This window comes from Bosea sp. ANAM02, assembly GCF_011764485.1.
Classification (GTDB): Bacteria; Pseudomonadota; Alphaproteobacteria; order Rhizobiales; family Beijerinckiaceae; genus Allobosea.
Map to the genome: position 1 here is coordinate 1,650,900 of NZ_AP022848.1, position 24,592 is coordinate 1,675,491.

The 24,592-nt window shown below is 67.6% G+C and carries 23 protein-coding genes; 9 read left to right on the top strand and 14 right to left on the bottom strand.

Going from position 1 to position 24,592, the window contains the following annotated elements:
- The first annotated feature begins 162 nt into the window (after window positions 1-162).
- Window positions 163-1,527, top strand: coding sequence for a sigma-54-dependent transcriptional regulator FlbD (gene flbD, locus OCUBac02_RS07920; protein WP_047574045.1), 1,365 nt, complete (start codon window positions 163-165; stop codon window positions 1,525-1,527).
- Between the two features lie 12 nt (window positions 1,528-1,539).
- On the opposite strand, the gene OCUBac02_RS07925 is transcribed toward flbD, so the two are convergent.
- The 3 genes from OCUBac02_RS07925 to OCUBac02_RS07935 form a co-directional block, all read right to left on the bottom strand.
- Complete coding sequence (locus OCUBac02_RS07925) at window positions 1,540-1,854, bottom strand: hypothetical protein (protein WP_197933321.1); 315 nt, start codon at window positions 1,852-1,854, stop codon at window positions 1,540-1,542.
- 137 nt (window positions 1,855-1,991) lie between these two features.
- Window positions 1,992-3,434, bottom strand: coding sequence for an MFS transporter (locus OCUBac02_RS07930; RefSeq protein WP_173044734.1), 1,443 nt, complete (start codon window positions 3,432-3,434; stop codon window positions 1,992-1,994).
- A 70-nt stretch (window positions 3,435-3,504) separates the two neighbouring features.
- Complete coding sequence (locus tag OCUBac02_RS07935; protein ID WP_156134446.1) at window positions 3,505-3,789, bottom strand: hypothetical protein; 285 nt, start codon at window positions 3,787-3,789, stop codon at window positions 3,505-3,507.
- Window positions 3,790-4,011: 222 nt separating this feature from the next.
- Here OCUBac02_RS07935 and flhA point away from each other — a divergent pair, with 222 nt between their 5' ends.
- Entirely contained in the window at window positions 4,012-6,141 is a 2,130-nt protein-coding gene (gene flhA / locus OCUBac02_RS07940; RefSeq protein WP_173044736.1) for a flagellar biosynthesis protein FlhA, read from the top strand.
- 243 nt (window positions 6,142-6,384) lie between these two features.
- Window positions 6,385-7,272: a DMT family transporter gene (locus tag OCUBac02_RS07945; protein WP_173044738.1), complete on the top strand. Its 888-nt coding sequence runs from the start codon at window positions 6,385-6,387 to the stop codon at window positions 7,270-7,272.
- A gap of 103 nt (window positions 7,273-7,375) precedes the next feature.
- Here the strand turns inward: OCUBac02_RS07945 and OCUBac02_RS07950 are convergent, their stop codons facing one another.
- A complete protein-coding gene (locus OCUBac02_RS07950) occupies window positions 7,376-8,413 on the bottom strand; it encodes a lysylphosphatidylglycerol synthase transmembrane domain-containing protein (RefSeq protein WP_047574065.1) in 1,038 nt (345 codons plus the stop codon).
- Window positions 8,414-8,652: 239 nt separating this feature from the next.
- Between OCUBac02_RS07950 and OCUBac02_RS07955 the strand changes: the two genes are divergently transcribed.
- Window positions 8,653-9,267 carry a GNAT family N-acetyltransferase gene (locus tag OCUBac02_RS07955; RefSeq protein ID WP_173044740.1) on the top strand — a complete coding sequence of 205 codons (615 nt, stop codon included), beginning with the start codon at window positions 8,653-8,655 and terminating at the stop codon, window positions 9,265-9,267.
- Between the two features lie 54 nt (window positions 9,268-9,321).
- On the opposite strand, the gene fliJ is transcribed toward OCUBac02_RS07955, so the two are convergent.
- Window positions 9,322-9,726, bottom strand: a complete 405-nt coding sequence (gene fliJ, locus OCUBac02_RS07960; RefSeq protein WP_173044742.1) for a flagellar export protein FliJ — start codon at window positions 9,724-9,726, stop codon at window positions 9,322-9,324.
- Between the two features lie 236 nt (window positions 9,727-9,962).
- Here fliJ and OCUBac02_RS07965 point away from each other — a divergent pair, with 236 nt between their 5' ends.
- Window positions 9,963-11,180: an MFS transporter gene (locus tag OCUBac02_RS07965; RefSeq protein ID WP_173044744.1), complete on the top strand. Its 1,218-nt coding sequence runs from the start codon at window positions 9,963-9,965 to the stop codon at window positions 11,178-11,180.
- 7 nt (window positions 11,181-11,187) lie between these two features.
- Here the strand turns inward: OCUBac02_RS07965 and OCUBac02_RS07970 are convergent, their stop codons facing one another.
- Window positions 11,188-11,541, bottom strand: coding sequence for a DUF1304 domain-containing protein (locus OCUBac02_RS07970; RefSeq protein ID WP_173044746.1), 354 nt, complete (start codon window positions 11,539-11,541; stop codon window positions 11,188-11,190).
- A 37-nt stretch (window positions 11,542-11,578) separates the two neighbouring features.
- Window positions 11,579-12,925: a flagellar protein export ATPase FliI gene (gene fliI / locus OCUBac02_RS07975; RefSeq protein ID WP_173044748.1), complete on the bottom strand. Its 1,347-nt coding sequence runs from the start codon at window positions 12,923-12,925 to the stop codon at window positions 11,579-11,581.
- A gap of 434 nt (window positions 12,926-13,359) precedes the next feature.
- Between fliI and ctrA the strand changes: the two genes are divergently transcribed.
- Entirely contained in the window at window positions 13,360-14,061 is a 702-nt protein-coding gene (ctrA, locus tag OCUBac02_RS07980) for a response regulator transcription factor CtrA (RefSeq protein WP_047580924.1), read from the top strand.
- Between the two features lie 320 nt (window positions 14,062-14,381).
- On the opposite strand, the gene OCUBac02_RS07985 is transcribed toward ctrA, so the two are convergent.
- The 6 genes from OCUBac02_RS07985 to chpT form a co-directional block, all read right to left on the bottom strand.
- Window positions 14,382-15,275: a CheR family methyltransferase gene (locus OCUBac02_RS07985; protein WP_173044750.1), complete on the bottom strand. Its 894-nt coding sequence runs from the start codon at window positions 15,273-15,275 to the stop codon at window positions 14,382-14,384.
- Window positions 15,272-16,387 carry a chemotaxis-specific protein-glutamate methyltransferase CheB gene (gene cheB / locus OCUBac02_RS07990; protein WP_173044752.1) on the bottom strand — a complete coding sequence of 372 codons (1,116 nt, stop codon included), beginning with the start codon at window positions 16,385-16,387 and terminating at the stop codon, window positions 15,272-15,274. Before cheB ends, OCUBac02_RS07985 begins: the two co-directional genes overlap by 4 nt.
- A gap of 88 nt (window positions 16,388-16,475) precedes the next feature.
- Window positions 16,476-16,841, bottom strand: coding sequence for a response regulator (locus tag OCUBac02_RS07995; protein WP_038359309.1), 366 nt, complete (start codon window positions 16,839-16,841; stop codon window positions 16,476-16,478).
- A gap of 30 nt (window positions 16,842-16,871) precedes the next feature.
- Complete coding sequence (locus tag OCUBac02_RS08000) at window positions 16,872-17,372, bottom strand: chemotaxis protein CheW (protein WP_156134707.1); 501 nt, start codon at window positions 17,370-17,372, stop codon at window positions 16,872-16,874.
- Window positions 17,372-19,999 carry a chemotaxis protein CheA gene (locus OCUBac02_RS08005; RefSeq protein ID WP_173044754.1) on the bottom strand — a complete coding sequence of 876 codons (2,628 nt, stop codon included), beginning with the start codon at window positions 19,997-19,999 and terminating at the stop codon, window positions 17,372-17,374. The genes OCUBac02_RS08000 and OCUBac02_RS08005 overlap by 1 nt, the downstream gene beginning before the upstream one ends.
- Before the next feature lie 109 nt (window positions 20,000-20,108).
- Window positions 20,109-20,750, bottom strand: a complete 642-nt coding sequence (chpT, locus tag OCUBac02_RS08010; RefSeq protein WP_173044756.1) for a histidine phosphotransferase ChpT — start codon at window positions 20,748-20,750, stop codon at window positions 20,109-20,111.
- Window positions 20,751-20,877: 127 nt separating this feature from the next.
- Between chpT and OCUBac02_RS08015 the strand changes: the two genes are divergently transcribed.
- On the top strand, window positions 20,878-21,711 hold the full coding sequence (locus OCUBac02_RS08015; protein ID WP_173044758.1) for a 3'(2'),5'-bisphosphate nucleotidase CysQ family protein: 834 nt from the start codon (window positions 20,878-20,880) through the stop codon (window positions 21,709-21,711).
- A 10-nt stretch (window positions 21,712-21,721) separates the two neighbouring features.
- On the opposite strand, the gene OCUBac02_RS08020 is transcribed toward OCUBac02_RS08015, so the two are convergent.
- Window positions 21,722-22,267, bottom strand: a complete 546-nt coding sequence (locus OCUBac02_RS08020; protein WP_244639127.1) for a YHS domain-containing (seleno)protein — start codon at window positions 22,265-22,267, stop codon at window positions 21,722-21,724.
- A 291-nt stretch (window positions 22,268-22,558) separates the two neighbouring features.
- On the opposite strand from OCUBac02_RS08020, the gene OCUBac02_RS08025 reads away from it, so the two are divergent.
- Together OCUBac02_RS08025 and OCUBac02_RS08030 are read left to right on the top strand one after the other, a co-directional pair.
- Window positions 22,559-23,146, top strand: a complete 588-nt coding sequence (locus OCUBac02_RS08025) for a DUF1134 domain-containing protein (RefSeq protein ID WP_173044760.1) — start codon at window positions 22,559-22,561, stop codon at window positions 23,144-23,146.
- 112 nt (window positions 23,147-23,258) lie between these two features.
- Window positions 23,259-24,503, top strand: coding sequence for a coiled-coil domain-containing protein (locus tag OCUBac02_RS08030; RefSeq protein ID WP_173044762.1), 1,245 nt, complete (start codon window positions 23,259-23,261; stop codon window positions 24,501-24,503).
- Window positions 24,504-24,592 lie beyond the last annotated feature (89 nt).

The window sequence follows — 24,592 nt, forward strand, 5'->3', positions numbered from 1 at the left end:
CTGCGACTGCGGTTTTGCTGCGCTTCGGTGCTCACGTACATGACGTACGCCCCGCTTCGATGCTCGCGAACGGTGCAGTCTCGACACGCCCTGACGAATTTTCAAACCAGCTCTCGGGCTGGGCTCGCTTCCAAAGACATCGCAAGCAGAAGGACCTGAGCCATGCGCCTCATCATCGCCGGCGGTCTCAAGGGACAGATCATCGCAGCCGCCAGGATCGCCATGTCGCATGGCGCGGCCGTGACCCATACCGAAAGCCTCGACCAGACGCTCGCGGTGCTGCGCGCCAAGGGCGCCGACCTCCTGATGGTCGATGTCGCCCAGCCGATTGCGGGTTATGTCGCGGCGCTGGAGGGGGAGCGCATCCGCACGCCGATCGTCGCCTGCGGCACCTCGACCGACACGCGCGCCGCTGTCGCCGCGATCCAGGCCGGTGCCCGCGAATACGTGCCGCTGCCGCCCGACCCGGAACTGATCGCCGCCGTGCTGGAGGCGGTTGCCGCCGACCAGTCCAGCCTGATCTGGCGCGATCCGGCGATGGAGCGTGTCGTGCAGCTCGCCACGCAGATCGCGCGTTCGGAGGCGCCCGTGCTGGTCACCGGCGAGAGCGGCACCGGCAAGGAGGTGATCGCGCGCCATCTGCACCAGAAATCCGGCCGCAAGGACCGCCCCTTCGTCGCGGTGAACTGCGCGGCGATCCCCGACAACCTGCTCGAATCCGAGTTGTTCGGCCATGAGAAGGGCGCCTTCACGGGCGCCATCGCGCGGCGGATCGGCAAGTTCGAGGAGGCCAATGGCGGCACGCTCCTGCTCGACGAAATCTCGGAGATGGATGTCCGCCTGCAGGCGAAACTGCTGCGCGCCCTGCAGGAGCGCATGATCGACCGCGTCGGCGGCACCCAGCCGGTCAAGGTCGATATCCGGATCATCGCGACCTCGAACCGCAACCTCGCGGACGCCGTGCGCGAGGGCTCCTTCCGCGAGGATCTGCTCTACCGGCTCAATGTCGTGCATCTGCGCCTCCCGGCGCTGCGTGAGCGTCCGGGCGACATCCTGGCGCTGGCCGAGCATTTCGCGAAGAAATACGCGGATTTGAACGGCCTGCCGGCCCGGCCGATCGCGGCCGACGCGCGCAAGCTGCTGCTCGCCGGCGCCTGGCGCGGAAACGTCCGCGAATTGGAGAACACGATGCATCGGGCGGTGCTGCTGGCGAGCGGACCGGAGATCGCGGCCTCGGCCGTGCTCAGCCCGGAGGGCGAGGCGCTGTCACCGGCGCCCTCGCGAGATCCGGCGGCGCGCGCGGCGCAGACGGCGGAGGCGATGACGCGCTCGCTGGTCGGGCACACCGTTGCCGATGTCGAGCGCGAGCTGATCCTCGACACGCTCGATCATTGCCTCGGCAACCGAACGCATGCGGCCAAGATCCTGGGAATCTCGATCCGCACGCTGCGCAACAAGCTCAGCGAATACACATCGGCCGGGATCACCGTGGCCGAGCCGGGTCAGACGCGCATCAGCGCGGCCTGACCCGAGGAAGGCTTACCAGTAACGCCGGCGGTAGTAGCGCGGCCGACGGTAATAGTAGCGCGGCCGGGCATAGTAGCGCGGGCGCACATAGTAGCGCGGCCGGCGATAATAGCGCGGCCGGCGATAATAATAGTACTGGCTGAACTCGGCGTCGGCCTTGTCCAGCGCCTCCTTCATCTCGGCGGTCACGGCCTCGTCGCCCTTGTCGGGCTTGGCCTCCGGCAGCGGCGCCAGCTTGGGCTGTGCCGCTTCGGCGGCGGCGATGCCGCCCATGCCGGCTGCGGCAAAGCCGCCGACCAGTGTCATCAGGAATGAGCGTCTGTCCACGACGGCCTCCAGTCTGTTGTCACCACATCTCCCCGGGCATCCTTACGCAAGGAACGCCAGCATGGAATAATGCATTTAAATGATGCCTTGTTCCAGAGGGGCGGATTTCGTCCGCTATGGTTACGAGCGGCCGGGGCTCAGTCCACCGCGTTGAGCGGCCGGGCGACGCTTTCGAGCGGCTGGCGCTCGGCCCGGATCGCGAACCGCGCCGCGATGACCGCCGCCGCCAGCATCAGGAAGGCGCCGATGAGATAGCCGCCGAAGACGCTGCCGCGCGAGCCGGTATCGATCAGGATGCCGAAGAGCCAGGGGCCGGCGATGCCGCCCGCGCCGGTTCCCACCGCATAGAACATCGCGATCGCCAGCGCCCGCATCTCGACCGGGAAGGTCTCGGAGACCGTGAGATAGGCCGAGCTCGCCGCGGCCGAGGCGAAGAAGAACACGACGCTCCAGCACAGGGTGAGTTGCGAGGCCGTCAGCCAGTCCTTCCAGAACAGATAGCCCGTGCCGGTGAGCAGCAGGCCCGACAGGGCATAGGTCGCGGCGATCATGGTGCGGCGGCCGAGCGTGTCGAAGAACCGGCCGATCAGGAGCGGGCCCAGGAAGTTGCCGGCGGCGAAGGGCAGGATGAACCAGCCGATATTCTGCGAGGGCACGGCGTAGAAATCGGTGAGGATCAGCGCGTAGGTGAAGAAGATCGCGTTGTAGAAGAAGGCCTGCGACAGCATCAGGGCGAGGCCGACCAGCGCGCGTTCGCGATGGACGACGAACAGCGTGGCGAAGACCTCGCCGAGCGGGGTCGCGGCGCGCGGGCGCAAGCGCGTCACCGGCAGAACCTCGCCGGCAGGTGCGACGAAACCGGCGCGGCGCTCGATATCGGAGACGATGGCCGCGGCGCGGTCCGGATGGCCGTGGCTGATCAGCCAGCGCGGGCTTTCCGGAATCCATTGCCTGAGGAAGAGGATGATCAGGCCGAGCGCCGCGCCGATGAAGAAGGCAAGGCGCCAGCCATATTCGGGGTCGATCCAGGCGGGGTTGAGCAGGACGATGGAACCGAGCGCGCCGAGCGCCGCGCCGACCCAGAACGAGCCGTTGATGACGAGGTCGGTCCAGCCGCGCACGCGGGCCGGGATGAGTTCCTGGATCGTCGAGTTGATCGCGGTGTATTCGCCGCCGATGCCCATGCCGGTCAGGAAGCGGAAGAGGATGAAGCTCCAGAGGTTCCAGGAGAAGGCGGTCGCCGCCGTGGCCGCGAGATAGACGAGAACGGTGATCGTGAAGAGCTTCTTGCGTCCCAGGCGGTCGGTCAGCCAGCCGAAAAAGACGGCGCCGAGCACAGCGCCGGCGATATAAGCTGCGCCGGCAAGCCCGATCTCGGTATTGGTGAACCTGAGAACCGGGCTTTCCTTGAGAGCGCCCGCGACCGAGCCGGCCAGCGTGACTTCAAGCCCGTCGAGAATCCAGGTGATGCCGAGGGCGACGACCACCAGCGTGTGGAAGCGCGACCAGGGCAGGCGGTCGAGCCTTGCAGGCACATCGGTTTCGATCGTGCCGTTCTGCTGCGTGCCCGGCGCTGTCATGCCGGAACCCTCCCGATGAGCGATTGCCTGAAGGAAAGGCCGGCACCGCGAGGTGCCGGCCCCAAACGGATCAGCGGACCCAGTAGACCCGGCCGTTGCGCACCACGCGCCGTGGGCGGCGGTGGCGAACCGGCGGCGGCGGCCGGCGATAGTGACGGGGATGGCGGCGATAGTACTGGGTGAATGCAGCGTCGGTCTCGTCGAGGCCGGCCTTGAGGGCGGGGTCGATGTCGCCGGTCTTGGGCTCGACGGGGGCAGGTGCCGCCTCGATGAGGCTCTTGGCCATGGCGGTGCCGCCGATCGCGGCAACCGCAAGGCCGCCGACAAGACTGGTCAGGAAGGAACGTCGATTCAAGATGACCTCCAATATCGTGGGGATGCGGCGAAGTTCAGCCGTCCCTGAGCCGAGTGGGGCCGGCGAATGCGGCCAGAACGCGGCGTTTCGACAACCATCCGTTCATCCGATGGTTCCGGCAAGGTATTAATCCGTTTCTTAACAATTCGTTCACCATACGCCCGGCAAGAATTGCCGGGTGGCACTCCGCTTCGGGGCGCACGGGCGTGAGCGGAGCGGTCGATGACCGATGTGACGGCAGGACAGGGCAGAGGGTTCGCCGTTCCCGATCGCGGAGCGCTGGCCAAACTCTTCAACCGTCCCGACCTGTTCCTCGCGATCGGCGTCGTGGGCATCCTCGTCGTGCTCATCTTCCCGATGCCGGCGGTGCTGCTCGACCTGATGCTGGCCCTGTCCATCATCCTGTCGGTGCTGGTGCTGATGACCGCGCTCTTCATCGAGGAGCCGCTGGAGTTCTCCGCCTTCCCGACCGTGCTGCTGATCGTGACGATGTTCCGGCTGGCGCTGAACCTGGCCTCGACCCGCCTGATCCTCGCCCACGGCCACGAGGGAGCGTCTGCGGCCGGCCATGTCATCGAGGCCTTCGCCGGCTTCGTGATGAGCGGCAATTTCGTGATCGGCGTGATCGTCTTCACGATCCTGATCATCGTGAACTTCGTCGTCATCACCAAGGGTTCGGGCCGCATCGCCGAGGTCGCGGCCCGTTTCAGCCTCGATGCCATGCCCGGCAAGCAGATGGCGATCGACGCCGACCTGTCCGCCGGGCTGATCGACCAGGAGACGGCCAAGGTCCGCCGCCGGGCGCTGGAGGACGAGTCCTCCTTCTTCGGTTCGATGGACGGCGCCTCGAAATTCGTCCGCGGCGATGCCATCGCCGGCCTGCTGATCACCTTCATCAACGTGCTCGGCGGCATCATCATCGGCGTCGCGCAGCAGAGCCTGAGCTTCGGCCAGGCAGCGACGAACTACACCCAGCTCACGGTCGGTGACGGTCTCGTCAGCCAGATTCCGGCCCTGATTGTCTCGACCGCCGCCGGCCTGCTCGTCTCGAAGGCGGGTGTGCGCGGTGCGGCCGACAAGGCGCTCGGCAAGCAGCTCTCGGGCTATCCCAAGGCGCTCGGCATGTCGGCGGCGGTGATGCTGCTGATCGCGCTGCTGCCGGGCATCCCGATGCTGCCGTTCCTGCTTCTGGCGGCCGGCGCCGGCTTCCTGGCCCATCGCTTCGGCAAGGCGGCCAAGGAGCGCGAAGCGCAAGCGGGTGGGCTCGATCCGGCGCAGGACGGCGGCGCGGTCGCTGCCGACGGCACCGCGCGCGAGGAGACGCTGAACGACCTGCTCAAGATGGACGAGCTCAAGATCGAGATCGGCTACGGGCTGCTGCCGCTGGTCAATGCGCCGAGCGGTCAGGACCGGCTGACCGATCAGGTCCGGGCGCTGCGCCGGCAGCTCGCGGCCGAACTGGGCTTCGTCATGCCGGCGGTGCGCATCGTCGACAACGTCCAGCTCGAGGCGAACCACTATTTCATCAAGATCAAGGAGATCGATGCCGGGCAGGGCATCGTCTATGCCGGCCAGTACATGGCGATGGACCCGATGGGCGGCGCCGTGAACCTGCCGGGCCACAATGTGCTGGAGCCGACCTTCGGCCTGCCGGCGACCTGGATCGACGCAGCGCTGCAGGACGAGGCGCAGTTGCGCGGCTACACCGTGGTCGACGCCGCCACCGTGATCTCGACGCATCTCACCGAGGTGCTGAAATCGAACATGCCGGAGCTGCTCTCGCATTCCGAGGTGCAGAAGCTGCTGCGCGAACTGCCGAAGGACCATGCCGATCTCGTCAAGGAGATCGTGCCGAGCCAGATCTCGACCACCGGCATCCAGCGCGTGCTCCAGCTCCTGCTCGCGGAGCGCATCTCGATCCGCGACCTGCCGACGATCATCGAAGGGGTTGCCGAGGTTTCGGCGAGCGTGCGCAATCCGCGCGACATCGCCGAGCATGTCCGAGCCCGGCTCGCCCGCCAGATCTGCGCGCAGTTCTCGAACATGCAGGGCGTGCTGCCGATCATCACGCTCTCGCCGGCCTGGGAGAGCGTCTTCGCCGAGTCGATCATCGGCCAGGGCGAGGACCGCCATCTCGCGATGCAGCCGTCCCGCCTGCAGGAATTCGTGCATCACGTCCGCGACAAGTTCGAGGACGCGGCCCGCATCGGCGAGATGCCGGCGCTGGTGACCTCGGCCATGGCGCGGCCCTTCGCCCGCCAGATCATCGAGCGCTTCCGCCGCGAGACGCCGGTGCTGTCGCAAGCGGAAATCCACCCGCGGGTGCGGCTCAAGACGGTCGGCAGCGTCTGAGTGATTTCCAAAAGATCTCACGAGCCCTCATCCTGAGGAGCCATTCCCCTGGGAATGGCGTCTCGAAGGATGTTCCATGAGGCTCCCGAGTTAGCTGGAGCATCCTTCGAGACGCAGCCTCCGGCTGCTCCTCAGGATGGGGGCTTGAGGGAAGCTAGCAGGCTCCTGTGCCTCCGGTTTCCACGGCCCCCCGATGCCCGCCGTGCAATGGTCAGCGTCCTGGCCTGCGGCTAAGCGGAGAAGATGTCCCGCAACGCCGCCCTCTTCGCCGTGATGTGCCTCGTCTGGGGCCTGACCTGGCTGCCGGTGAAGGTCGGCTCGATGCATGTCCCGCCGGTCTTCCTGGCGGCGGCGCGGTTCTCGATCGCCGGCCTGCTGATGCTGCTCTGGGCCGGACGCGACGCGCCCAGGGTGCCCGGCGGGGCCTGGCCCCGCCTGATCGGCACGGCGCTCCTGCTCAACACCGTCAACTACGCCTTGCTGTTCTGGGGCACCAAGCATGCCCCGAGCGGGCTCGCGGCCATCGTCAATTTCGCGACGATCCCGATCTACACGCTGCTGGCCAGCCGCGTGATCGAGGGCGCGCGGATCGATAGCCGCAAGCTCGCGGCGATCGCACTCGGCACTGTCGGGCTCTGCTTCCTGTTCGCGACCCGGGCCATGGGCGGGCTCTCGGCCGCCCATGGCGATCCGCTGGAGGCGCTGGGGCTCGCAGCCGTCGCGGCCGGAACCCTGTTCTACTGCGTCGGCGCCGTGCTCTCGCGGCCGATCGCCGGGACGATGCCGACATTGACGCTCGCCGGCTGGCAGACGCTGATCGGCGGCCTCGGGCTGATCGTCGTCTCGCTTGCGCTGGAGCCGGTCGGCCTCGCCGATGTGGCGAGGCTCGCGCAATGGCCGGTGCTGCCGGCGCTGCTTTTCCTGATCATCGGCGGCTCGCTGATGGGCTTCACCATCTACATGCGGCTGCTGCGCGACTGGGGCGCCTTCCGGGCCGGGCTCTATGCATTCGTCAGCCCGGCCGTCGCGGTCGCGGTCGGCGTCGTCGCGCTGAGCGAGCCCTTCGGCTGGTCGGAAGCGATCGGCGCATTGCTCATGTTCGGCGCGGCGGCGATCGCGCTGAAGCGATAGAGGCGTCATTCTCGGGCTTGACCCGAGAATCTCGATGAGGATAGGCGCCGGAGCCTCTTTGGTCAGGAGATGCTCGCCACAAGGGCGAGCATGACGGCCGCTTTCAGGGCGGCGGGGCGATGCGGGTGCTGCGCCTGAGCTGCGCCCGCTCGAAGGCGAGCACGATCGGCAGCGAGATCACCAGCGGCAGGATGAGATAGAACAGCCGCCAGATCAGCAGGGCGGCGAAGACGGCCGGGGCCGGCACGCCCGGCATCACCGCGAGGAAGACCGCTTCCATCACGCCGACGCCGCCGGGAACCTGGCTGAGCAGGCCGGCCGAGAACGAGAGCAGGAAGGCGCCGAGAACGATCAGGAAGCCGGGATTACCTTGCTCTGGCAGCGCGAAATAGATGATGCCGGCGGCACCGGCGAGTTCGAGCGGAGCCGCGAGATACTGACGGAAGACGATCGGCAGGCGCGGGTAGATGATCTCGAACGTGCCGATCCTCAGCGGCTTGAAGCGCAGCCAGGAGCCGATCGTGTACAGAGCGACGAAGGCGAGCATGCCGACGCCGATCAGCCGCGCCGTGTTGTCGGTGATCGCGAACCATGTCGACATGCGTTCGAGCGGATGCAGGATCTGCGGCTCGTAGAGCAGTACGAGCCCCATGAGAAAGATCGTGCCGAAGGCGAAGGTGAAGGAGCAGAGCGCGACCAGCACCGCGACTTCCGCCGCCGTCAGGCCCTTTGCCGTATAGGCGCGGTAGCGCACCATGCCGCCGGAGAAGACCGAGGCGCCGATATTGTGCGAGAGCGCATAGGTCACGAAGGAGCAGAGCGAGATATAGGGCCAGGAGATGCCCTTCTCCTTGCCGAGATGGATCAGGGCGATCCGGTCGTACCAGGCGAGCGCCGCATAGGCGACCAGCGTGGCCAGCGCCGCGTGCAGGAAGGCCTCAGGCGGGATCACCGCGATCTTGTCGCCGATCCGATGGGCAATGATCTTGATGCTCTGCCAGAGGCCGGCATTCTCCAGGACCGCCTCGATCGCCGCATCCGAGCCGGCCTCGGTCTTCAGCTTGGCCCAGAGCAGCTCGACCGACCAGACGACCGCGACGAGCCCGATGACCGGCCAGAGATAGTCGAGATAGCGTTTCATGAAAGGCCGCAGGCTCGGAACGATGGTGACGGATGGCTCACGTCGTCACCGCTGCGGCGCAAACCTTTCCCTCTCTGCCAGCGGGGAGGGACAAGGGCAAGCATTTGAGGATGCCCGTCCGCGCTGGCCGGGGACCGCAATGCCATGACGCGGGGCATGCGTCATCGTGCGGTGATCTTTCGCCCGCGATCATGCCATGATCGCGGCAGATTCCCCGTGACCGTGCCGAACAGCCTTCGATGTCCCAGAGCCTGACCATCACCCTGACCGGAACCACCGACCTGCCGCCCGGCAAGATCGCGACGATCGTGACGTCGCTGGAGATGTTCGAGCGGCCACCGCAGCGGCCCGATCCGGCCGGGACGGAAGGCTTCTCGCTCGACCCGATCGGCCGTGCCGATGTCGAGCGCTATCTCGCCGTCTATCGCTTGCTCGGCGAGCGCTGGATGTGGTTCAGCCGCCTGACCAAGCCGCGTACGGAGATCGAGGCGATTCTCGCCGACCCGTCGGTCGAGCTCCATGCCGTTCGCTTCGCAGGGCGCGATGTCGGCCTGCTCGAGCTGGATTTCCGGGTGCCGGGGGAGGGCGAGCTTGCCTTCTTCGGGCTGGACGAGCCCGTGGTCGGCAAGGGCGCCGGCCGCTGGCTGATGAACCGGGCGCTCGCGCTGGCCTGGGCCAAGCCGATCGCGCGCTTCTGGGTGCATACCTGCACGCTCGACCACCCGGCCGCGCTGGCCTTCTACCAGCGCTCGGGCTTCACGGTGTTCAAGCGCGGGGTCGAGGTCGACGACGATCCGCGCCTCACCGGCAAGCTGCGGCGCGACTCCGTCGAGCACCACCCCGTCATCGCATGAAAAGGGGCGGCGCCCGGAAGGACGCCGCCCTTTGTCTGAACTCCGATCGCGATCTCAGGCGCGGGACCGCAGCCCGATCGCGTCCATGGTGGCCTGGTCGCGGGCGGCTTCCGCCGCACGCTCCGAGGCGCGCTCGCGGTCGTCGAGAATCTCGACCTTCTTCATGTCCTCGAAGGCTTCCTGCAATTCGGCCTTGGCCTCGTCGAGCTGGCCCTTCAGGTTGTCGGCGGACTGGCGCAGGTTGTCGCGACGGCCAAGCGCGGCCTTGGCATAGGTCGGATAGGCGAAATGGGCGGGGTCCGCGATGCCGGCGCGGGATTCCTCGGCCTGGATTTCGCGATCGAGATCGCTCGCCATCCGATGAAAATCGGCGATCATCATCTCGATCTGGCTTACCCGGCGACGTTTCTCGTCGACCTGGAAGCGCTTGAGCCGAAGAAGCGTCTCTCGCGACTTCATGTCGTTTTCAACTCCTGATTACGCATCGGCGCTGCCGACCCCTCGGCGCACGCCAGAACTCGATCCGCGAGACGAGGAGCAACATGGCGCAAGGAGGTTGACCTTTCCTTACCGGAACGGGCTGCCTTTGACGCATGATCCGCCCGCGTTCCGGCTCCTGCCGCCGGCTGTCGGGATGATCTAGTGAGACAGGAAGCACGGCCGACCGGCCGCTTTGCTTCCGCGGATATCCCGTCTTGGCTGCCTCTTCTCGTTTCGGCGGGCACGGCCCCCTGCTTCTCGGCCTGGCTATGACCCGCATCATCGGCTGGGGCTCGACCTTCTATTCACCTTCGGTCCTGGTCGGCGCGCTCGATCGCGAGATCGGGCTCAATGCCGAGATCGTCTTCGGCGGCATCACCATTCTGCTGATCACCGGCGCGCTGGTGGCGCCCGCGATCGGGCGCATCCTCGACCGCGAGGGCACACGTCGCTCGATGTGCATCGGCGCGCTGATCTGCGCGCTCGGGCTCGGCGTGCTGTCGCTGGCGCAGGGGCCTGTCAGCTATCTCGCGAGCTGGTTCGTGATCGGGCTCGGCCACGCGATGTCGCTCGCCAATACCGGCAATGTCACGATCTCTCAGCTCATGGGTGACAGGACGCGGCGCGTGATCGGCCTGATGATGCTGGTCACGGGGCTCGCCTCCAGCGTGTTCTGGCCTTTGACCGCCGCCTTGATGAACGCTTTCGGCTGGCGGATGACAGTGCTCGTCTTCGCGGCAATGCAGATCGTGATCGTGCTGCCGATCTATGCGGCGATCCCGCGCTACCGCCGCGCGCCCGTCGCGGCTGCCGCATCGGCAACCGCTCCGGAGGCTGCTTCTGCAGGCGAACATGGCAGCGTGCCGGCACATGCGCGACGGGCGGCGTTCTGGCTGGTGGCGCTCGCCTTTTCCGCCAGCGGGCTCGTTTCCTGGGGATTGCCGCTGCACCTGATCGGCCTGTTCCAGCAGGCCGGTCTGACCCAGACCGAGGCGGTCTGGGTCACGACGCTGAGTGGTCCCGCCACGCTCGCTGCGCGCGCCATCGATGCGACCCTGGGCGAGCGATTGCCGGCCGAGAAGGTCGCGCTATTCGGCCTGCTGCTGGGGCCGGTGCTCTGCCTGACGTTGCCCTTCGTGACGATGACGACCACGGCCGCGGCGATCTTCATCGTGCTGTTCAGCGCGGCGCTCGGCGTGATCTCGATCGCGCGTGCGACGCTGCCGCTGGCCCTGTTCGGGCGCAACGGCTTCGCGACGATGCTCGGCAAGCTCACCGTGCCGCAGAACATGACTTTCGCCGCCGCGCCGCTGCTCTTCGCGGTGATGGTCGAGCGCCTCGGCGCCAGCCCGACGCTGATGACCTCTGCCGCCATCCAAGCCGTCGGCTTCGCCGCGATGTTCGCGCTGGTGCGGATGGTGGCGCGGGGCTGAGGCCGGATCAGATCCGGGCAAACAGCGCCGCAATGGCGAGCGCGGCCGGCAGGGCCTGGATGTAGAGGATCTTGCGGCTGGCGGTCGCCGCACCGAACAGCCCGGCGACGAGCACGCAGGCCAGGAAGAACAGCTTGATCGAAAAACCTTCCGGGCCGAGCCAGAGCCCCCAGGCGAGGCCGGCGACGAGGAAGCCGTTATAGAGCCCTTGATTGGCGGCGAGGACCTTCGAACGGGCGGCGAATTCAGGCGTGAGGCCGAAGGCCTTGTGGCCGCGCGGCGTGTCCCACCAGAGCATCTCCAGGAGGACGATATAGACGTGGATCAGGGCGACGAGGCCGGTCAGAAGGGATGCGATCATCGGGCGGACATCCTGCGGCGGGAGACTTGCAACGCCATCACACCGTGCCGCTCATGATGGCGGCCAGGCGCGCGTAGCATTCATGGAGCGGGGTCGCGTCGTCCTTGGCCTGCTTGAGGAAGGCTTCGAGCGCTGGATGGAGGCGGATCGCCTCGTCGACCTCGGCGGAGGCTCCCTGGCGATAGGCGCCGAGGCGAATCAGCTCCTCCATGTCGGCATAGGTCGCGAGCGTCGAGCGGGCCTTCTGCACGACCGGATAATAGGCGGGGTCGCAGGAGCGCGGCATGGTGCGCGAGACCGATTTCAGGATGTTGACGGCCGGATAGCGGCCGCGCTCGGCGATCGAACGCTCCATCACGATATGGCCGTCGAGGATGCCGCGCACCGCGTCGGCGACGGGCTCGTCATGGTCGCCGCCATCGACCAGCACGGTGAAGAGGCCGGTGATCGCGCCGTCGCCGGTGCCGGGCCCGGCCCTCTCGAGCAGGCGCGGCAATTCGGCGAAGACGGTCGGCGTATAGCCCTTGGTGGTCGGTGGCTCGCCCGCGGCCAATCCGATCTCGCGCATCGCCATGGCGAAACGCGTCACCGAATCCATCAGGCACATCACCTGCAGGCCGCGATCGCGGAAATATTCGGCCAGTGTCAGCGTGGTCAGGGCGGCCTGCTTGCGCATCAGCGCCGGCTCGTCCGAAGTCGCGACCACGACGATCGAACGGGCGAGACCCTGCGGACCGAGATCCTCCTGGAGAAATTCCTGGACCTCGCGGCCGCGTTCGCCGACGAGGCCGATGATGTTGACGTCGGCCTGGGCATAGCGGGCCAGCATCGAGAGCAGCACGGACTTGCCGACGCCGGAGCCGGCGAAGATGCCCATGCGCTGGCCGATGCAGCAGGTCAGGAAGGTGTTGAGCGCACGCACGCCGAGATCGAGCGGGCGCCCGACCCGGCGGCGCTTATGGGCGTTCGGCGGGTCGTTGCGGTAGGCGAAGAGCGTATCGCCCTGCGGCAAGGGCGGGCCGCCATCGACCGGGCGGCCGAGCGCATCGACGACGCGGCCGAGCCAGGCCGGCGTGGGGCGCAGGCCCGGCTGGGCGCGGTCGACATGCACGGGGCAGCCGCGGCGAACGCCGTCGAGCCCGCCAAAGGGCATGACCAGCGCCTTGTCGCCGGAGAAACCGACGACCTCGCAGGGGACGCGCGTGCCCGGCGCGATCTCGATGCCGACCCGCCCGCCCAGGCTCATGGTTCCGATCGGCCCGGCGACCTCCACCAGCAGGCCGCGCACGCCGATGACGCGGCCGTAGATGGTCACGCCCTCGATCTGCTCGATGGCGGTGGCAAGGGCGGAGAGGCGGTCATGGCCGTGCGAGGGGGAACTCATCGGGATATGTCGAGGTTATCGGTCAAATGGAGATCAGGGCTATCGGCTGGCGGGACCCCTGTGGATGATTTGGTAAGGGTTCCTAACAAATTGCGCTCATTTACCAGCTGTTAAGCTCTGTGGTTAAGACTGCAGATCGAGGCTGCCGCGTGTCGCAGGGCCATTATCGCCCTGTTTCCCGAAGCTGGCCTCCGCGAAAGGCGCTTTCGCGGCCGGGAAGTTCAGCGATCCGTGTCAAATTCGACTCACCTCGACAAGGATCGTTCACTTTCTCCGAGGAAGCGCTTGCGCTCGGGAATCACGGTTTGTTAACCATTTCCCCGTAGCGTGTCGCGTGGCGTTTCATTGGGCAAGTGCGTCGTCGCCCAGGGCCGAACGGTCCGGGTGGAAACAACGGTCAAACCTGCCCTGCGGGCGAAATTGGGGACGTGGACATGCGGGTTCTGCTGATCGAGGACGATAGCGCGACCGCTCAAAGCATCGAGCTCATGCTCAAATCGGAGAGCTTCAACGTCTATACGACGGACCTCGGCGAAGAGGGCGTCGATCTCGGCAAGCTCTACGATTACGACATCATCCTGCTCGACCTGAACCTCCCCGACATGTCGGGTTACGAGGTGCTGCGCAGCCTGCGCGTCGCGAAGGTCAAGACGCCGATCCTGATCCTCTCCGGCCTCGCCGGCATCGAGGACAAGGTGAAGGGCCTCGGCTTCGGCGCCGACGACTATCTCACAAAGCCGTTCCACAAGGACGAGCTCGTCGCCCGCATCCATGCGATCGTGCGCCGCTCGAAGGGCCACGCCCAGTCGGTCATCACTACCGGCGACCTGGTCGTCAACCTCGACACCAAGACCGTGGAAGTCGACGCGGCCCGCGTCCACCTCACCGGCAAGGAATACCAGATGCTGGAGCTGCTCTCGCTCCGCAAGGGCACGACCCTCACCAAGGAGATGTTCCTCAACCATCTCTATGGCGGCATGGACGAGCCCGAGCTCAAGATCATCGACGTCTTCATCTGCAAGCTGCGCAAGAAGCTCGCCAACGCGTCGGACGGCAAGAACTACATCGAAACCGTCTGGGGTCGCGGCTACGTGCTGCGCGAGCCGTCCGAGGCGGAAGAGCGCATCCCGGCCTGACGCATTTCCGTCGCCCGACCGTCATCGGGCGGTCATGAAGCGACGGCATACCATTTCTTGACCTGATCGTCGGATGTACACGACAGGTCGACGGGGACCCCGCCGAGAGGCGGGGTTTTTGTTTGTGCGCTTATTCGCTCGGCGGACTGGCTCTGATGCCGTCATGCTCGCCCTTGTAGCAAGCATCCACGTCTTGGACACCGCACCCGACCAGCGAAGACGGGGATGGTCGGGGCAAGCCCGATCATGACGGAGCGGCCCGCATTCAGGGCGCGGGCATCCTCTGCAGGCAAAGTCTCTGGACGACCAGGCGCGTCGGTTCAGCCGCGCAGCGCGCCGGCAGCGATGGCCGGGCGCGGCCGGAGACCCGGCGCGGGCGAGGTGGTCACGGGAGCCGCAGCCATCGCTGCGTGCCGGTAAAGGCCGCGATGCTGCGGATCGCAGGTCAGCTTCGTCGCCAGCCCCAGCACGGTCTCGGCGGCGCCGAGCAGGAAGGCGCCGTCCGGCACAAGGCGCGGAGTCAGCATCTCCAGTACTTTCACCTTGGTCGGGACGTCGAAATAGATCAGCACGTTGCGGCAGAAGATCACGTCGAAGCGGCCGAACTGGTCGTTGTGGTCCAGCAGATTGTGCGGCTTGAACGTGACCATCGCGCGGATGCGCTCGGAAACCTGCCACTTGTCGCCGACCTGCTGGAAATGCTTGAGCAGCATCTGGATCGGCAGGCCGCGCTGGACCTCGAACTGGCTGTAGATGCCGGCACGGGCCTTCTCCAGGATCTCGGCGGAGATATCGGTCCCCAGGATCTCGATCCTCCAGCCGGCGAGCCGCTCGCCGAGCTCGTCGATCAGCATGGCCAGCGAATAGGCTTCCTGGCCGCTGGAGACGGCGGCGCACCAGATCCGCAGCGAGCGGCTGGCGGCGTTGGCGGCGAGCCGCTCGGGCAGGATCACGTCCCGGAACAGGTTGAACGGCGTCTGGTCGCGGAAGAACAGCGTCTCGTTCGTGGTCATGGCGTCGACCACCGCGCTTTCAAGCCCCGGATCGCGGCCGAGCCTGAGCTGGCGGACCAGCGCCTCGAGATCGGCGATGCCGCGCCGGCGGCAGAGGATGCCGAGCCGGCTTTCGGCGAGGTAGCGCTTGTCCGCGGTCAGCGACAGGCCGGAGCGCTGCTGCAGCAGAAGGCGCAGGAAGGAGAAATCGGCTTCGGTCATGCCGGCTGCACCCCGCGCACGAGGCAGCGTATCGACGCGCCGATCTCGTCGAGCGCGATCACGGTGCTGGCCTGGCGGGCGCGCACGACGGAGCCCGGCATGCCCCAGATCGTGCTGCTCGGCTCGTCCTGGGCGATGACGGCGGCGCCGGCCTTGCGCAGCGCGCCGGCGCCCTCGGTGCCGTCGCTGCCCATGCCGGTGAGGACGAGGCCGAGCGCGGCGGCGCCGAGATGACGAGCGGCATCGCCGAACAGGACGTCGACGGCCGGGCGGCAGAAATTGACGGGCGGCTCGTCGCCGATGCGGGCGACGATATGGCCTAGCCTGCGGTCGATGCCGAGATGGCGGCCGCCCGGCGCGATATAGACAGTGCCGCGCATCAGGCGCTCGCCGTCGAAGGGCTCGCGGGCGGGCACGCCGATATGGGCCGCGACCTGCTCGGCGAAGGAGGCGGTGAAGAGCGGCGGCATGTGCTGGACGACGACCGTCGTCAGGTCGTTCAGCCCCTCGCCGATGTCGAACAGCACCTTGGCGACGGCGCGCGGACCGCCAGTCGAGGCGCCGATCACGAGATAACGCGGCATCACAGAAACGAGCGGGCGCAGGTTCACCGGGCCGGCATGGGGCAGCTCGATCTCGATGTCCGGCGGCAGCGAGCCGGGCTTCACCGGCGCCTGGACGATATTCCCGAGCTTGAGCAGGAACTCGCTGCGGAAATCGAGCGAGAGCGTCATCCCGCTGCGGCTGTCCGGCTTGGAGACCACGTCCATCGCGCCCCGTGTCATGCATTCCAGCGCGAGCCGCGTGTTGCGTTCGTTGAGCGTCGCCGCGAGCAGGACGCCCGTGTTCGGGCTTTCCCTGAGGATCTGGGGCAGGGCGGCGGCGCCGTCGACGCCGGGCATGTCGAGGTCGAGCACCATCACGTCCGGCTTGAAGCGGGTGGCGTGGGCGACCGCGGTCTCGCCGTCACCGGCGACGGCGACGACGTGGAAATTGCCGGCCTCGCCCAGCCAGCGCGCGAAGAGCCCGCGTACGACGACGGAATCGTCGGCGATCACCACGGTCTTGTGCCGCGATGCGGGACTTGCGGGAAGCGCGCGGGGAGACAACATCGGCATGTTTCTCGCTAGGCCGGCTGCGTAGGCGAAGGCATCTCAGGCGATGGAGCCCCGATGCGCAGCCGCACCGGAACTTGCCTGCTCAGAGCAATCCGACCTGATGGAATTTCGAAGCCACGATCTCCTTGTCGAAGGGCTTCATGATGTACTCGTCGGCGCCGGCATGCATGGCGCGCGCTATATGGGCGATGTCGTTCTCGGTGGTGCAGAACACGACCTTGGGGCGCTTGCCGCCCGGCATCTGGCGCAGCGTGCGCAGGAATTCGTAGCCGTCCATAATCGGCATGTTCCAGTCGAGCAGCACGGCGTCAGGCATCTCGCCCTTGCAGGCGTCGATGGCGCGTGCGCCATCCTCGGCCTCGGCGATCCGGAACTGCAACCCCTCCAGGATACGGCGGGCCACTTTTCGGATCACCGCTGAGTCGTCGACGACGAGGCAGTATTTCATGATGACGTCTCCAGAATGATGGCGCCGCCGTCAGGCCGCGCTGCGAAGGTCGAGATCGAGGACGGCGTCGAGATCGAGCACGACGAGAAGCTCGCCCTCCAGGCGATGGATTCCCGTCGCCAGGGCCGCCCAGACACGATCGAGGTGAACCGGAAGCGGCTCGAAGCTCGACCGGTCGAGCCGGATGACCTCGCCGACCGCATCGACGATCAGCGCATAGGCCTCGCCGCCATGATCGATGCCGATCGCCGTCAATTCGTAGCGACCCTGGCCGTCGCGCTGGAGTTCGACCGGGCGCCCCAGCCGCTTGCGCAGGCAGATCGCGGTGACGATGCGGCCGCGCAGGTTGATCAGCCCGACGATCTCGTCCGGGGCGCGCGGAACGACGGTGATGCGGTTGGCGATGAACACGTCCTGAACGCGGCCGATGGGCAGGCCGAGAAGCTGCTCGCCGATGCGGATCGTCACGTAGTCGAGCGAGTCGCCGAAGCCGGGCGCGGCGGGGACAGGTGTCTGGGGTTCGCTCGACATCATGCCGCCTGCCTCAGATCGGAGCCGGCCGCGTTGATCTCGCTCAGAAGGGCGCGGCGGTCGAATTTTGCGATGACGTCGTCAAGACCGGCCTGGACCGCGCGCATGTGAAGGTCGGGCGTGGCGCATGTGGTCAGGCCGAGGATGCGCAGGCGCTCGCCCCTGGCCCGCTCGCGCAGGAGGGCGGCGAAGGCAAAGGCGGCGTCGGCGTCGCGATCGAGGTCGAGCAGGGCGGTCACGATCGGTTCGCCCGCGGTCGCCAGGGCGGCTTCGCTGAAATCGGCGATCGGGGCGATGATGCGACCGGAAGCCCGCAGCACCGGGCTCAGCATGTCGCGCAGGAAGTCGGAGGGCTCGACCAGCAGGATTCGGCCGGGAAGCTCGGCGTTGCGGCCGGCCGCGAACCAGCCGGGCTCGTTCAGCGGCAGATAGTGGGCGAGGTCGAGGATATCGGTGGCGCGACCGCGGATCATGGCCGAGCCGATGATGCCGCGCGTCTCGGCCGCCGCCATCTCAAGCTCGAAGGTCTCCTCGACGATGTCGACGATCGCCTCGACGGCGAGCGCGACCGTGAGATCGCCGTTCGAGACGATGACGAGCGGCTGGATGCCGGCAGTGCGCAGCTGCGTCTCGGCCACCGGCGTCACCGGGACGAGGCGGTCGCGGTAATGCAGCAGCGTGCGGCCGCCGCTGCGCTGGAACTCGCCGGCCTCGATCTCTTCCAATCGCGTCACGAGCGACAGGGGCAGGGCCTGGAGACTGCCGGAGCCAGCCCGGAACACGAGCATTGTCGTGCGCTCGCCACGGTGCACCTGGGTGGCCGCCTCAAGAGGTTGCTCTTCCGCGGTTTCGGACGTCGTCGCGCCGACAAGACGGGCGACGCCGTTGGGATCGACGATCAGGACGACGGTGCCGTCGCCGAGGATGGTATTGCCGGAGAACAGGTGGATATGGCGAAGCTTGCTCGACATCGGCTTCACCACGATTTCCTCGGTGTGGAAGACGCTGTCGACGAGGATGCCGAACTGCCGTTCGCCGATCTGGGTGACGACGATGAAGCCTTCGCCATCCACGCGCCTGGCCTGTTCGCTGCCGGGGCAGGCCATGAGGCCCGGCAGCGAGACGATCGGCAGGAGGCGCCCGCGCAGGCGCAGCACCGGGGCGCCGTTGATCTCCTCGATGCGGTTGTCGTCACCCGCCTTGGCCCGGACGAGCTCGCGCACCGCGATCTGGGGGATGGCGTAGCGGTCCTCGCCGGCGACCACGATCAGCGCCGAGATGATCGCGAGCGTCAGCGGAATCTTGATGGTGATGGTCGTTCCGAGCCCGGGGCGGCTCGCGACATCGACCGTGCCGCCGATGGAATCGACATTCGCCTTGACGACGTCCATGCCGACGCCGCGGCCGGAGACGGCGGTGACGCTGTCGGCGGTGGAGAAGCCGGGATCGAAGATGAAGCGGCCGATCTGCGCGTCGCTGAGCCTGTCGAGCTCCGCCTCGGTCGCGAGGCCCCTGGCGAGGGCCTTGCCGCGGATGCGCTCGATGTCGAGGCCCCGGCCGTCATCGGCGATCGAGATCGTGACCGAGCCGCCCTCGTGATAGGCGGCGAGCCGGATCGTGCCGTGCTCTGGCTTGCCGGCCTCGTGCCGGTCGGCAGGCAACTCGATCGCATGGTCGGCGCAGTTGCGGACCATGTGAATCAGCGGATCCTTGATCAGGTCGAGGATCTGACGGTCGAGCTCGGTCTCGGCGCCCTCGGTGATCAGTTCGATGCGCTTGCCAAGTTCGGCGCTGAGGTCACGCACGATGCGCGGCAGCTTCGACCAGGCATTGCCGATCGGCTGCATGCGCGTCTTCATCACGCCGTCCTGCAATTCGGCGGTGATCAGCGACAGGCGCTGAAGCGGGGCCTTGAGACCGGCATCCTCCTGGCGCCGCGCAACTTCCAGGAGTTGGTTGCGGGTCAGGACGAGCTCCGAGACCATCGTCATCAGATGCTCGATCGTATCGACATTGACGCGCAGCGTGGCCGGGCCGCCGCTGCGGGGCGGGCTTTGGGCGTCTTCGGCGTGGACGGCGGCTTCGCTGCCTTCGATGCGCCCGTCGCGTCCGCGCTGCGGACCCGGCGCGCTGCGGAAGACGATGTCCTCGGCGCTGGCCGTGGAGGGCGCGGCCTGGCCATGGCGGGCCAGATAGGCGGCGACCGGATCGAGCGGCGCTTCCGCCGGATTCTGCTGCGTCAGTTCGCCCTTGGCGTGCTCGGCCAGCGCGAACAGCTCGCCGATCAGCGTCTCGTCATTGCCCTCTGGCTCCTGCCCCTTCTCGGCAAGCTCCGCCAGGATGTCCTTGATCCGGTCGATCGTTTCCAGAATCGCGGTGACGGCGATGGAATTGACGGTGGCGCCGTCGCGAAATTGCCCGATCACCGATTCGGCGGCATGGGTCAGCGCTTCCAGCCGGGGCAGGCCGATGAAGCCGCAGGTGCCTTTCACCGTATGGACCAGCCTGAAGATATTCCGCAGGATGTCGCGGTCGTTGGGGTCCTGTTCGAAGCGAACGAGTTCCCGATCGACCGTGTCGAGATTCTCGCCGGTCTCCGTCAGGAACTCTTGCAGCAGCTCGTCCATGCAGGAACTTCACTCAACGCGGAACGCTGCCGGAACTAAAGCAGGAGAACGGTTTATGATCGGTTGAGATCGCGTCTCGACCGGTAACGATCATTCAGGCCGCTTTCGTTCACGCGGCCTTGGCTGCCTTGATCGTCACGGTATCGCCCTCGATGGCGAAGGTGATGCCCATTTCGGCCGCGCGGGCGACCATGCCGGTATAGAGCGGCTGGACGGCGTGGGCATCGATCGTGCCGGTATCCGAGCGGCCGGCCAGGAGCTCCTCGACATGAGCCGGGATGCGGGCATGCGAGCCCGTCGCGGTGATCTCGAACGCACCCTGCTCGCCGTCGACCGTCGCGCGCGAGACGAGCTTGCCGCCGCGCGGCACGGCCTGCGTCGCGATGACCAGCAGGTTGAGCAGCAGCTTGACCTGATTCTTCGGGAGCAGGGCGCGTGGCGCCTCCCAGTCGAGCGAGAGCTTCTCGTCGTTGAGGAAGCCGTTGGCGACATTGCCGGCATCGCCGAGATCGATCATCGCGCCGGCGGAACCCGCCGCGCCGAAGGCGAGGCGGGCGAATTGCAGCCGGGCGGAAGCGGCGCGTGCGCTCTTCTTGATCAGCTCCAGCGCGAAATCGCGCATCGAGGGATCGTCCTCCTCCAGAACTTCGAGAGCGTTGACAATCGCGCCGACCGGGCTGATCACGTCGTGGCAGACGCGGCTGCAGAGAAGCGCAGCCAGGTCGAGCGGCTCGAGCGAGATGTCGGTCATGGGGGCGAGGTCCTGGAAACGGGGATGCGCCGGAATTGAGGCGTCGTTATCGCTTGATATGCTGCTATCTTGGTTTTCATGTGGTTAATCGCCATATCGGGGGCGATCACGGGAAGGATGGGCCGCGATGATCGGCCATGACGATCCCCGCCTGCACGACCGCGACGGGCTGGGGCGCAAACTGGCGGAAGCCGCCGGGTTGAGTGCGGCGGTCCTGCTGGCGAAGCGGGCGGCGCGCGACGTCACGCTCAAGAGCGACGGTTCGCCCGTCTGCTCGGCCGATCTTGCGGCGGACCACGCCGCCAAGCAGGCGCTGGCGCGCCTCCTGCCCGGCTTTCCGATCGTCAGCGAGGAAACCGCCCCGGATGCGGCGCCCGGCGCGATCTTCATCCTGCTCGACCCGCTCGACGGCACGCGCGAGTTCCTCGCCGGCGGCGACAGCTATTGCGTCGCTATCGCGGTGGTGAGCGACGGCCGGCCGATCGCGGGCGCGATCGCCGCCCCGGCGATGGGGCGGCTCTGGTTCTCCGGCACGCGGGCCTATGTGCAGGATTTCGGCCCTGACGGCGTCCTGTTCGGCGAGGCGCAGCCGACGGCCGTGCGCGCCGTTCCGGGCGAAGGCCCGGTCGCGCTGGTCAGCCGCTTCCACGGCGACGGCCGCAGCGACGGCATCACCGCCTCGATGTGCTGCAGCAAGGGCATCCCGGTCTCGTCGGCGGTGAAATTCGGATTGATCGCCTCGGGCGAGGCGGACATCCATGTCCGTTGCGGCCAGACGATGGAATGGGACATCGCGGCCGGCGACGCCATCCTCTCGGCGGCGGGCGGTATCGTGCTGACGCTGGACGGAGCCTTGCCCGATTACGGGCGCAGCGAGCGGCAGTTCCGCAATCCGCCCTTCGTGGCGGCGTCGAGCGAAAAACTGGCGCGTCGGGCGATCGCCGGGGATTGCGGCGGCTGAGCCGAGCCGGTCAGCGGGCGACCACGCGCAGCACCGCGTTCCAGCGACTCTCGGCCTGAGCCAGCAAGCCGGGTTCCCGCAGGAAGCGCTGACGGTTTTCGGCCGAGCGGAACAGGAACAGGCGCGATCCGATGATCGCGAACTGGCTGGGATCGCTTTCGACGGCGACGCCATTGGCGACGCCGGTCGGGTCAAAGCCGCCGAAGGCCGGCATATAGATGCCGGGCGCGTCGCGGAAGGCTTCGAGATTGGCCCGCGAGGCGAAGCGCCAGACGAAACGATCCTGGATGAGCTCGTATTCGGCGCGCCCGGCCAGCGGCTTCGCGCCGAGCCGATAGGAAACCGGGTCGACGCCGTTGATGGCCAGGCCGGTGTGGAGGTCCCGCTGCATCACCTCGCCGACGGCAGGCAGGTCCGGCAGGCTCGGGAGGGGCACCGGTGTCGTTGCGCTCGCCGCCGCCGATGGGGAGTTCGCGCGGGATGCCGGCCCGTTCAGGGCGAGCGACAGCAGGCCGGCGGCGAGCAATATCCGGCGCTGCCTTGTTGCGGCCTTCATCGCATCAAATCCTCGTCGAGGTCCCATCCCGGGCCGAACGGCTCTCCGGAATCTTCACGCCTTGAATAGATTTGCGGCGTATCAAATTCGTTACCGAATTGATTCGCATTCGCCGGGCGTCGGGCTTCGACGTCCGGTCGGGCGGCGGATGGCCCAGGATCGGCCCGCCCCCCGGCCCGTATCGCATCCATCCCGGGCTTGCTGCCGCGCAGCCGCGGGTGCCGAGCGGACGGATGATCGAACCGCCCCGGCGCTCTGCCTCGTCTGGCGCCCTGCCTGGAGATGTCGCCGATGACCCAGACCCGCCGCAACCTGATCACGGGCGGTCTCGCCGTGGCCGGCGCGAGCCTGACGGGGGGGCCGCTTTCCGCGCTCGCCCAGAACTATCAGAACCAGCAATCGTTCAGCCAGAATGAGCTCGTCGGCTCCGGCCACAAGTTCTTCGGCAATGTGTCGCGCGGTCTCGCGCTCACCATCGAGGAGGCGGTGCGCCGCTGGGGCGAGCCGAATGGCTATGTGCTCGGCCAGGAAGCTTCCGGCGCCTTCGTCGGCGGCCTGCGCTATGGCGAGGGCCAGCTCTACACGCGCAATGCCGGCGACCGCCGCGTGTTCTGGCAGGGCCCTTCGATCGGCTTCGATTTCGGCGGCGAAGGCGCCCGCACGATGATGCTGGTCTACAACCTCCCGATGGTCGATGCGCTCTACCAGCGCTTCGCGGGCGTTGACGGCTCGGCCTATTTCATCGGTGGCTTCGGCTTCACCGCGCTGACGGCGGAGGGGATCACCGTGGTGCCGATCCGCACCGGCGTCGGCTGGCGGCTCGGCGTGAATCTCGGTTATCTCAAGTTCACGCCGCAGGCGACCTGGAACCCGTTCTGATCGCGGCTGCGATCGGGAGCATCTCAGCCGCCCTGTTCGAGTGTGCCGCTCTGGCCATGACGCGGCCGTCATGGCAGATTCGACCTCAGTCCTCAGCCGGGAGTCCTGAGACGTGATCGAAGCCGCCATGCTGTTCGCGCTCGGCTTCCTCTGTGCCGCCTTGCTGGCCCTGGCGGCCGTGCCGGCGCTGGCGCGGCGGGCCGACAGGCTGGCGCGCAAGCGGGCCGAGGCCGCGTTTCCGCTGTCCCTCGCCGAGATCGCGGCCGATCGCGACCATCTGCGCGCCGAGCTTGCCTTGCGCATGCGCAAGGCCGAGCAGGATGCCGAGCGCGGCTTCGCCGCCAAGGCCGGCGCGATGGAGGAACTCGGCCGCCGCGACATGACGATCGGCCGGCTCGAACGCGAGCTTGGCGAGCGCGACACTCGGATTGGCGGGCTCGAAACCGATCTCGCGCAGACGCGCGGCGAACTTGCCGATACGCAAGGAGCGCTCGCGAGCGAACGGGCCGACCACGGCGAAACCACGGCCACGCTGGAGAAGCGGGTGGCGGACCTCGCCAGTCTCGAACGCAATCTGGAAGAGACCCGGGCGGCCTTGACCGGTACCGGCGCCGATCTGGTGGCGCGAAGCGGCGAACTGGAACGCGAGCGGGAGACCGTCGGGCGGATCGAGGCTCTGCTGGCCGAGCGCGAGCGCGAGCTCTCCGAGACCCGGAGCCATGCCGAGAAGCTGCGCGTCGCACAGATCGAGGACGGAACCCGCATCATGGTGCTGCAAACCAGGAGCGACGAGCTTGCGGGCAAGCTTGCCGTGACCGAGGAGCGCCTTCTCCAGAGCGAAACGGCGCTGCGCGCCATGACCGGCGAACGCGATGGCGAGCGGGTGCGGGCCGATGCCTTCGACGCCCGGGCCGCGCAGGCCGAGGCCGGGCTCGCCGCTGCCGATGCCCGCGCCGGTGCGGCGGGTGTGGCGGCGCAGCAGCTCGAGACGCAGCTCCGGCAGGAGCAGGCCGACCATGCGGCGGCGAAGGACTTGCGGGGAGCCTTGGACCTGGCGCTGACCGCGGCGAAGACCGATCACGAGGCTGCCATGCAGAAGAACCGGGAGGAGATCGCGAGCTTGCAGGACGCCCAGACCGAGCACGAGGGGCAGATCGCGATGCTGCGGGCCGAGCTTCAGACGCTGCAGGGCGCGCTCGCCCAGGCGCGGACCGACCGGGACCGGCTCATGGACGAGATGTCCGGTCTTCGCCGGGCTGGAGGCGCGGGTGCCAACGATGCGGCCCTGCGCCAGGAGATCGTCAAGCTCGCGGACCGGCTGATGGGTGCGGCGCCGAAGCGCGAGGCGGCGGAATAGGCGCGGCCACCGCTTGGCGGTCACCGGCCTTTGCCGATTTTCCCGGGAACCACGGGGTCATCCCGGGCTTGACCCGGGATCCATGCCGG

Bases quoted from the DNA above. Each gene is read 5' to 3' on its own strand.
- flbD (WP_047574045.1), top strand. From the start codon at position 163: ATGCGCCTCATCATCGCCGGCGGTCTCAAGGGACAGATCATCGCAGCC.
- OCUBac02_RS07930 (WP_173044734.1), bottom strand. From the start codon at position 3,434: ATGACAGCGCCGGGCACGCAGCAGAACGGCACGATCGAAACCGATGTG.
- flhA (WP_173044736.1), top strand. From the start codon at position 4,012: ATGACCGATGTGACGGCAGGACAGGGCAGAGGGTTCGCCGTTCCCGAT.
- OCUBac02_RS07945 (WP_173044738.1), top strand. From the start codon at position 6,385: ATGTCCCGCAACGCCGCCCTCTTCGCCGTGATGTGCCTCGTCTGGGGC.
- OCUBac02_RS07950 (WP_047574065.1), bottom strand. From the start codon at position 8,413: ATGAAACGCTATCTCGACTATCTCTGGCCGGTCATCGGGCTCGTCGCG.
- OCUBac02_RS07955 (WP_173044740.1), top strand. From the start codon at position 8,653: ATGTCCCAGAGCCTGACCATCACCCTGACCGGAACCACCGACCTGCCG.
- fliJ (WP_173044742.1), bottom strand. From the start codon at position 9,726: ATGAAGTCGCGAGAGACGCTTCTTCGGCTCAAGCGCTTCCAGGTCGAC.
- OCUBac02_RS07970 (WP_173044746.1), bottom strand. From the start codon at position 11,541: ATGATCGCATCCCTTCTGACCGGCCTCGTCGCCCTGATCCACGTCTAT.
- fliI (WP_173044748.1), bottom strand. From the start codon at position 12,925: ATGAGTTCCCCCTCGCACGGCCATGACCGCCTCTCCGCCCTTGCCACC.
- ctrA (WP_047580924.1), top strand. From the start codon at position 13,360: ATGCGGGTTCTGCTGATCGAGGACGATAGCGCGACCGCTCAAAGCATC.
- OCUBac02_RS07985 (WP_173044750.1), bottom strand. From the start codon at position 15,275: ATGACCGAAGCCGATTTCTCCTTCCTGCGCCTTCTGCTGCAGCAGCGC.
- cheB (WP_173044752.1), bottom strand. From the start codon at position 16,387: ATGTTGTCTCCCCGCGCGCTTCCCGCAAGTCCCGCATCGCGGCACAAG.
- OCUBac02_RS07995 (WP_038359309.1), bottom strand. From the start codon at position 16,841: ATGAAATACTGCCTCGTCGTCGACGACTCAGCGGTGATCCGAAAAGTG.
- OCUBac02_RS08000 (WP_156134707.1), bottom strand. From the start codon at position 17,372: ATGTCGAGCGAACCCCAGACACCTGTCCCCGCCGCGCCCGGCTTCGGC.
- OCUBac02_RS08005 (WP_173044754.1), bottom strand. From the start codon at position 19,999: ATGGACGAGCTGCTGCAAGAGTTCCTGACGGAGACCGGCGAGAATCTC.
- chpT (WP_173044756.1), bottom strand. From the start codon at position 20,750: ATGACCGACATCTCGCTCGAGCCGCTCGACCTGGCTGCGCTTCTCTGC.
- OCUBac02_RS08015 (WP_173044758.1), top strand. From the start codon at position 20,878: ATGATCGGCCATGACGATCCCCGCCTGCACGACCGCGACGGGCTGGGG.
- OCUBac02_RS08020 (WP_244639127.1), bottom strand. From the start codon at position 22,267: ATGAAGGCCGCAACAAGGCAGCGCCGGATATTGCTCGCCGCCGGCCTG.
- OCUBac02_RS08025 (WP_173044760.1), top strand. From the start codon at position 22,559: ATGACCCAGACCCGCCGCAACCTGATCACGGGCGGTCTCGCCGTGGCC.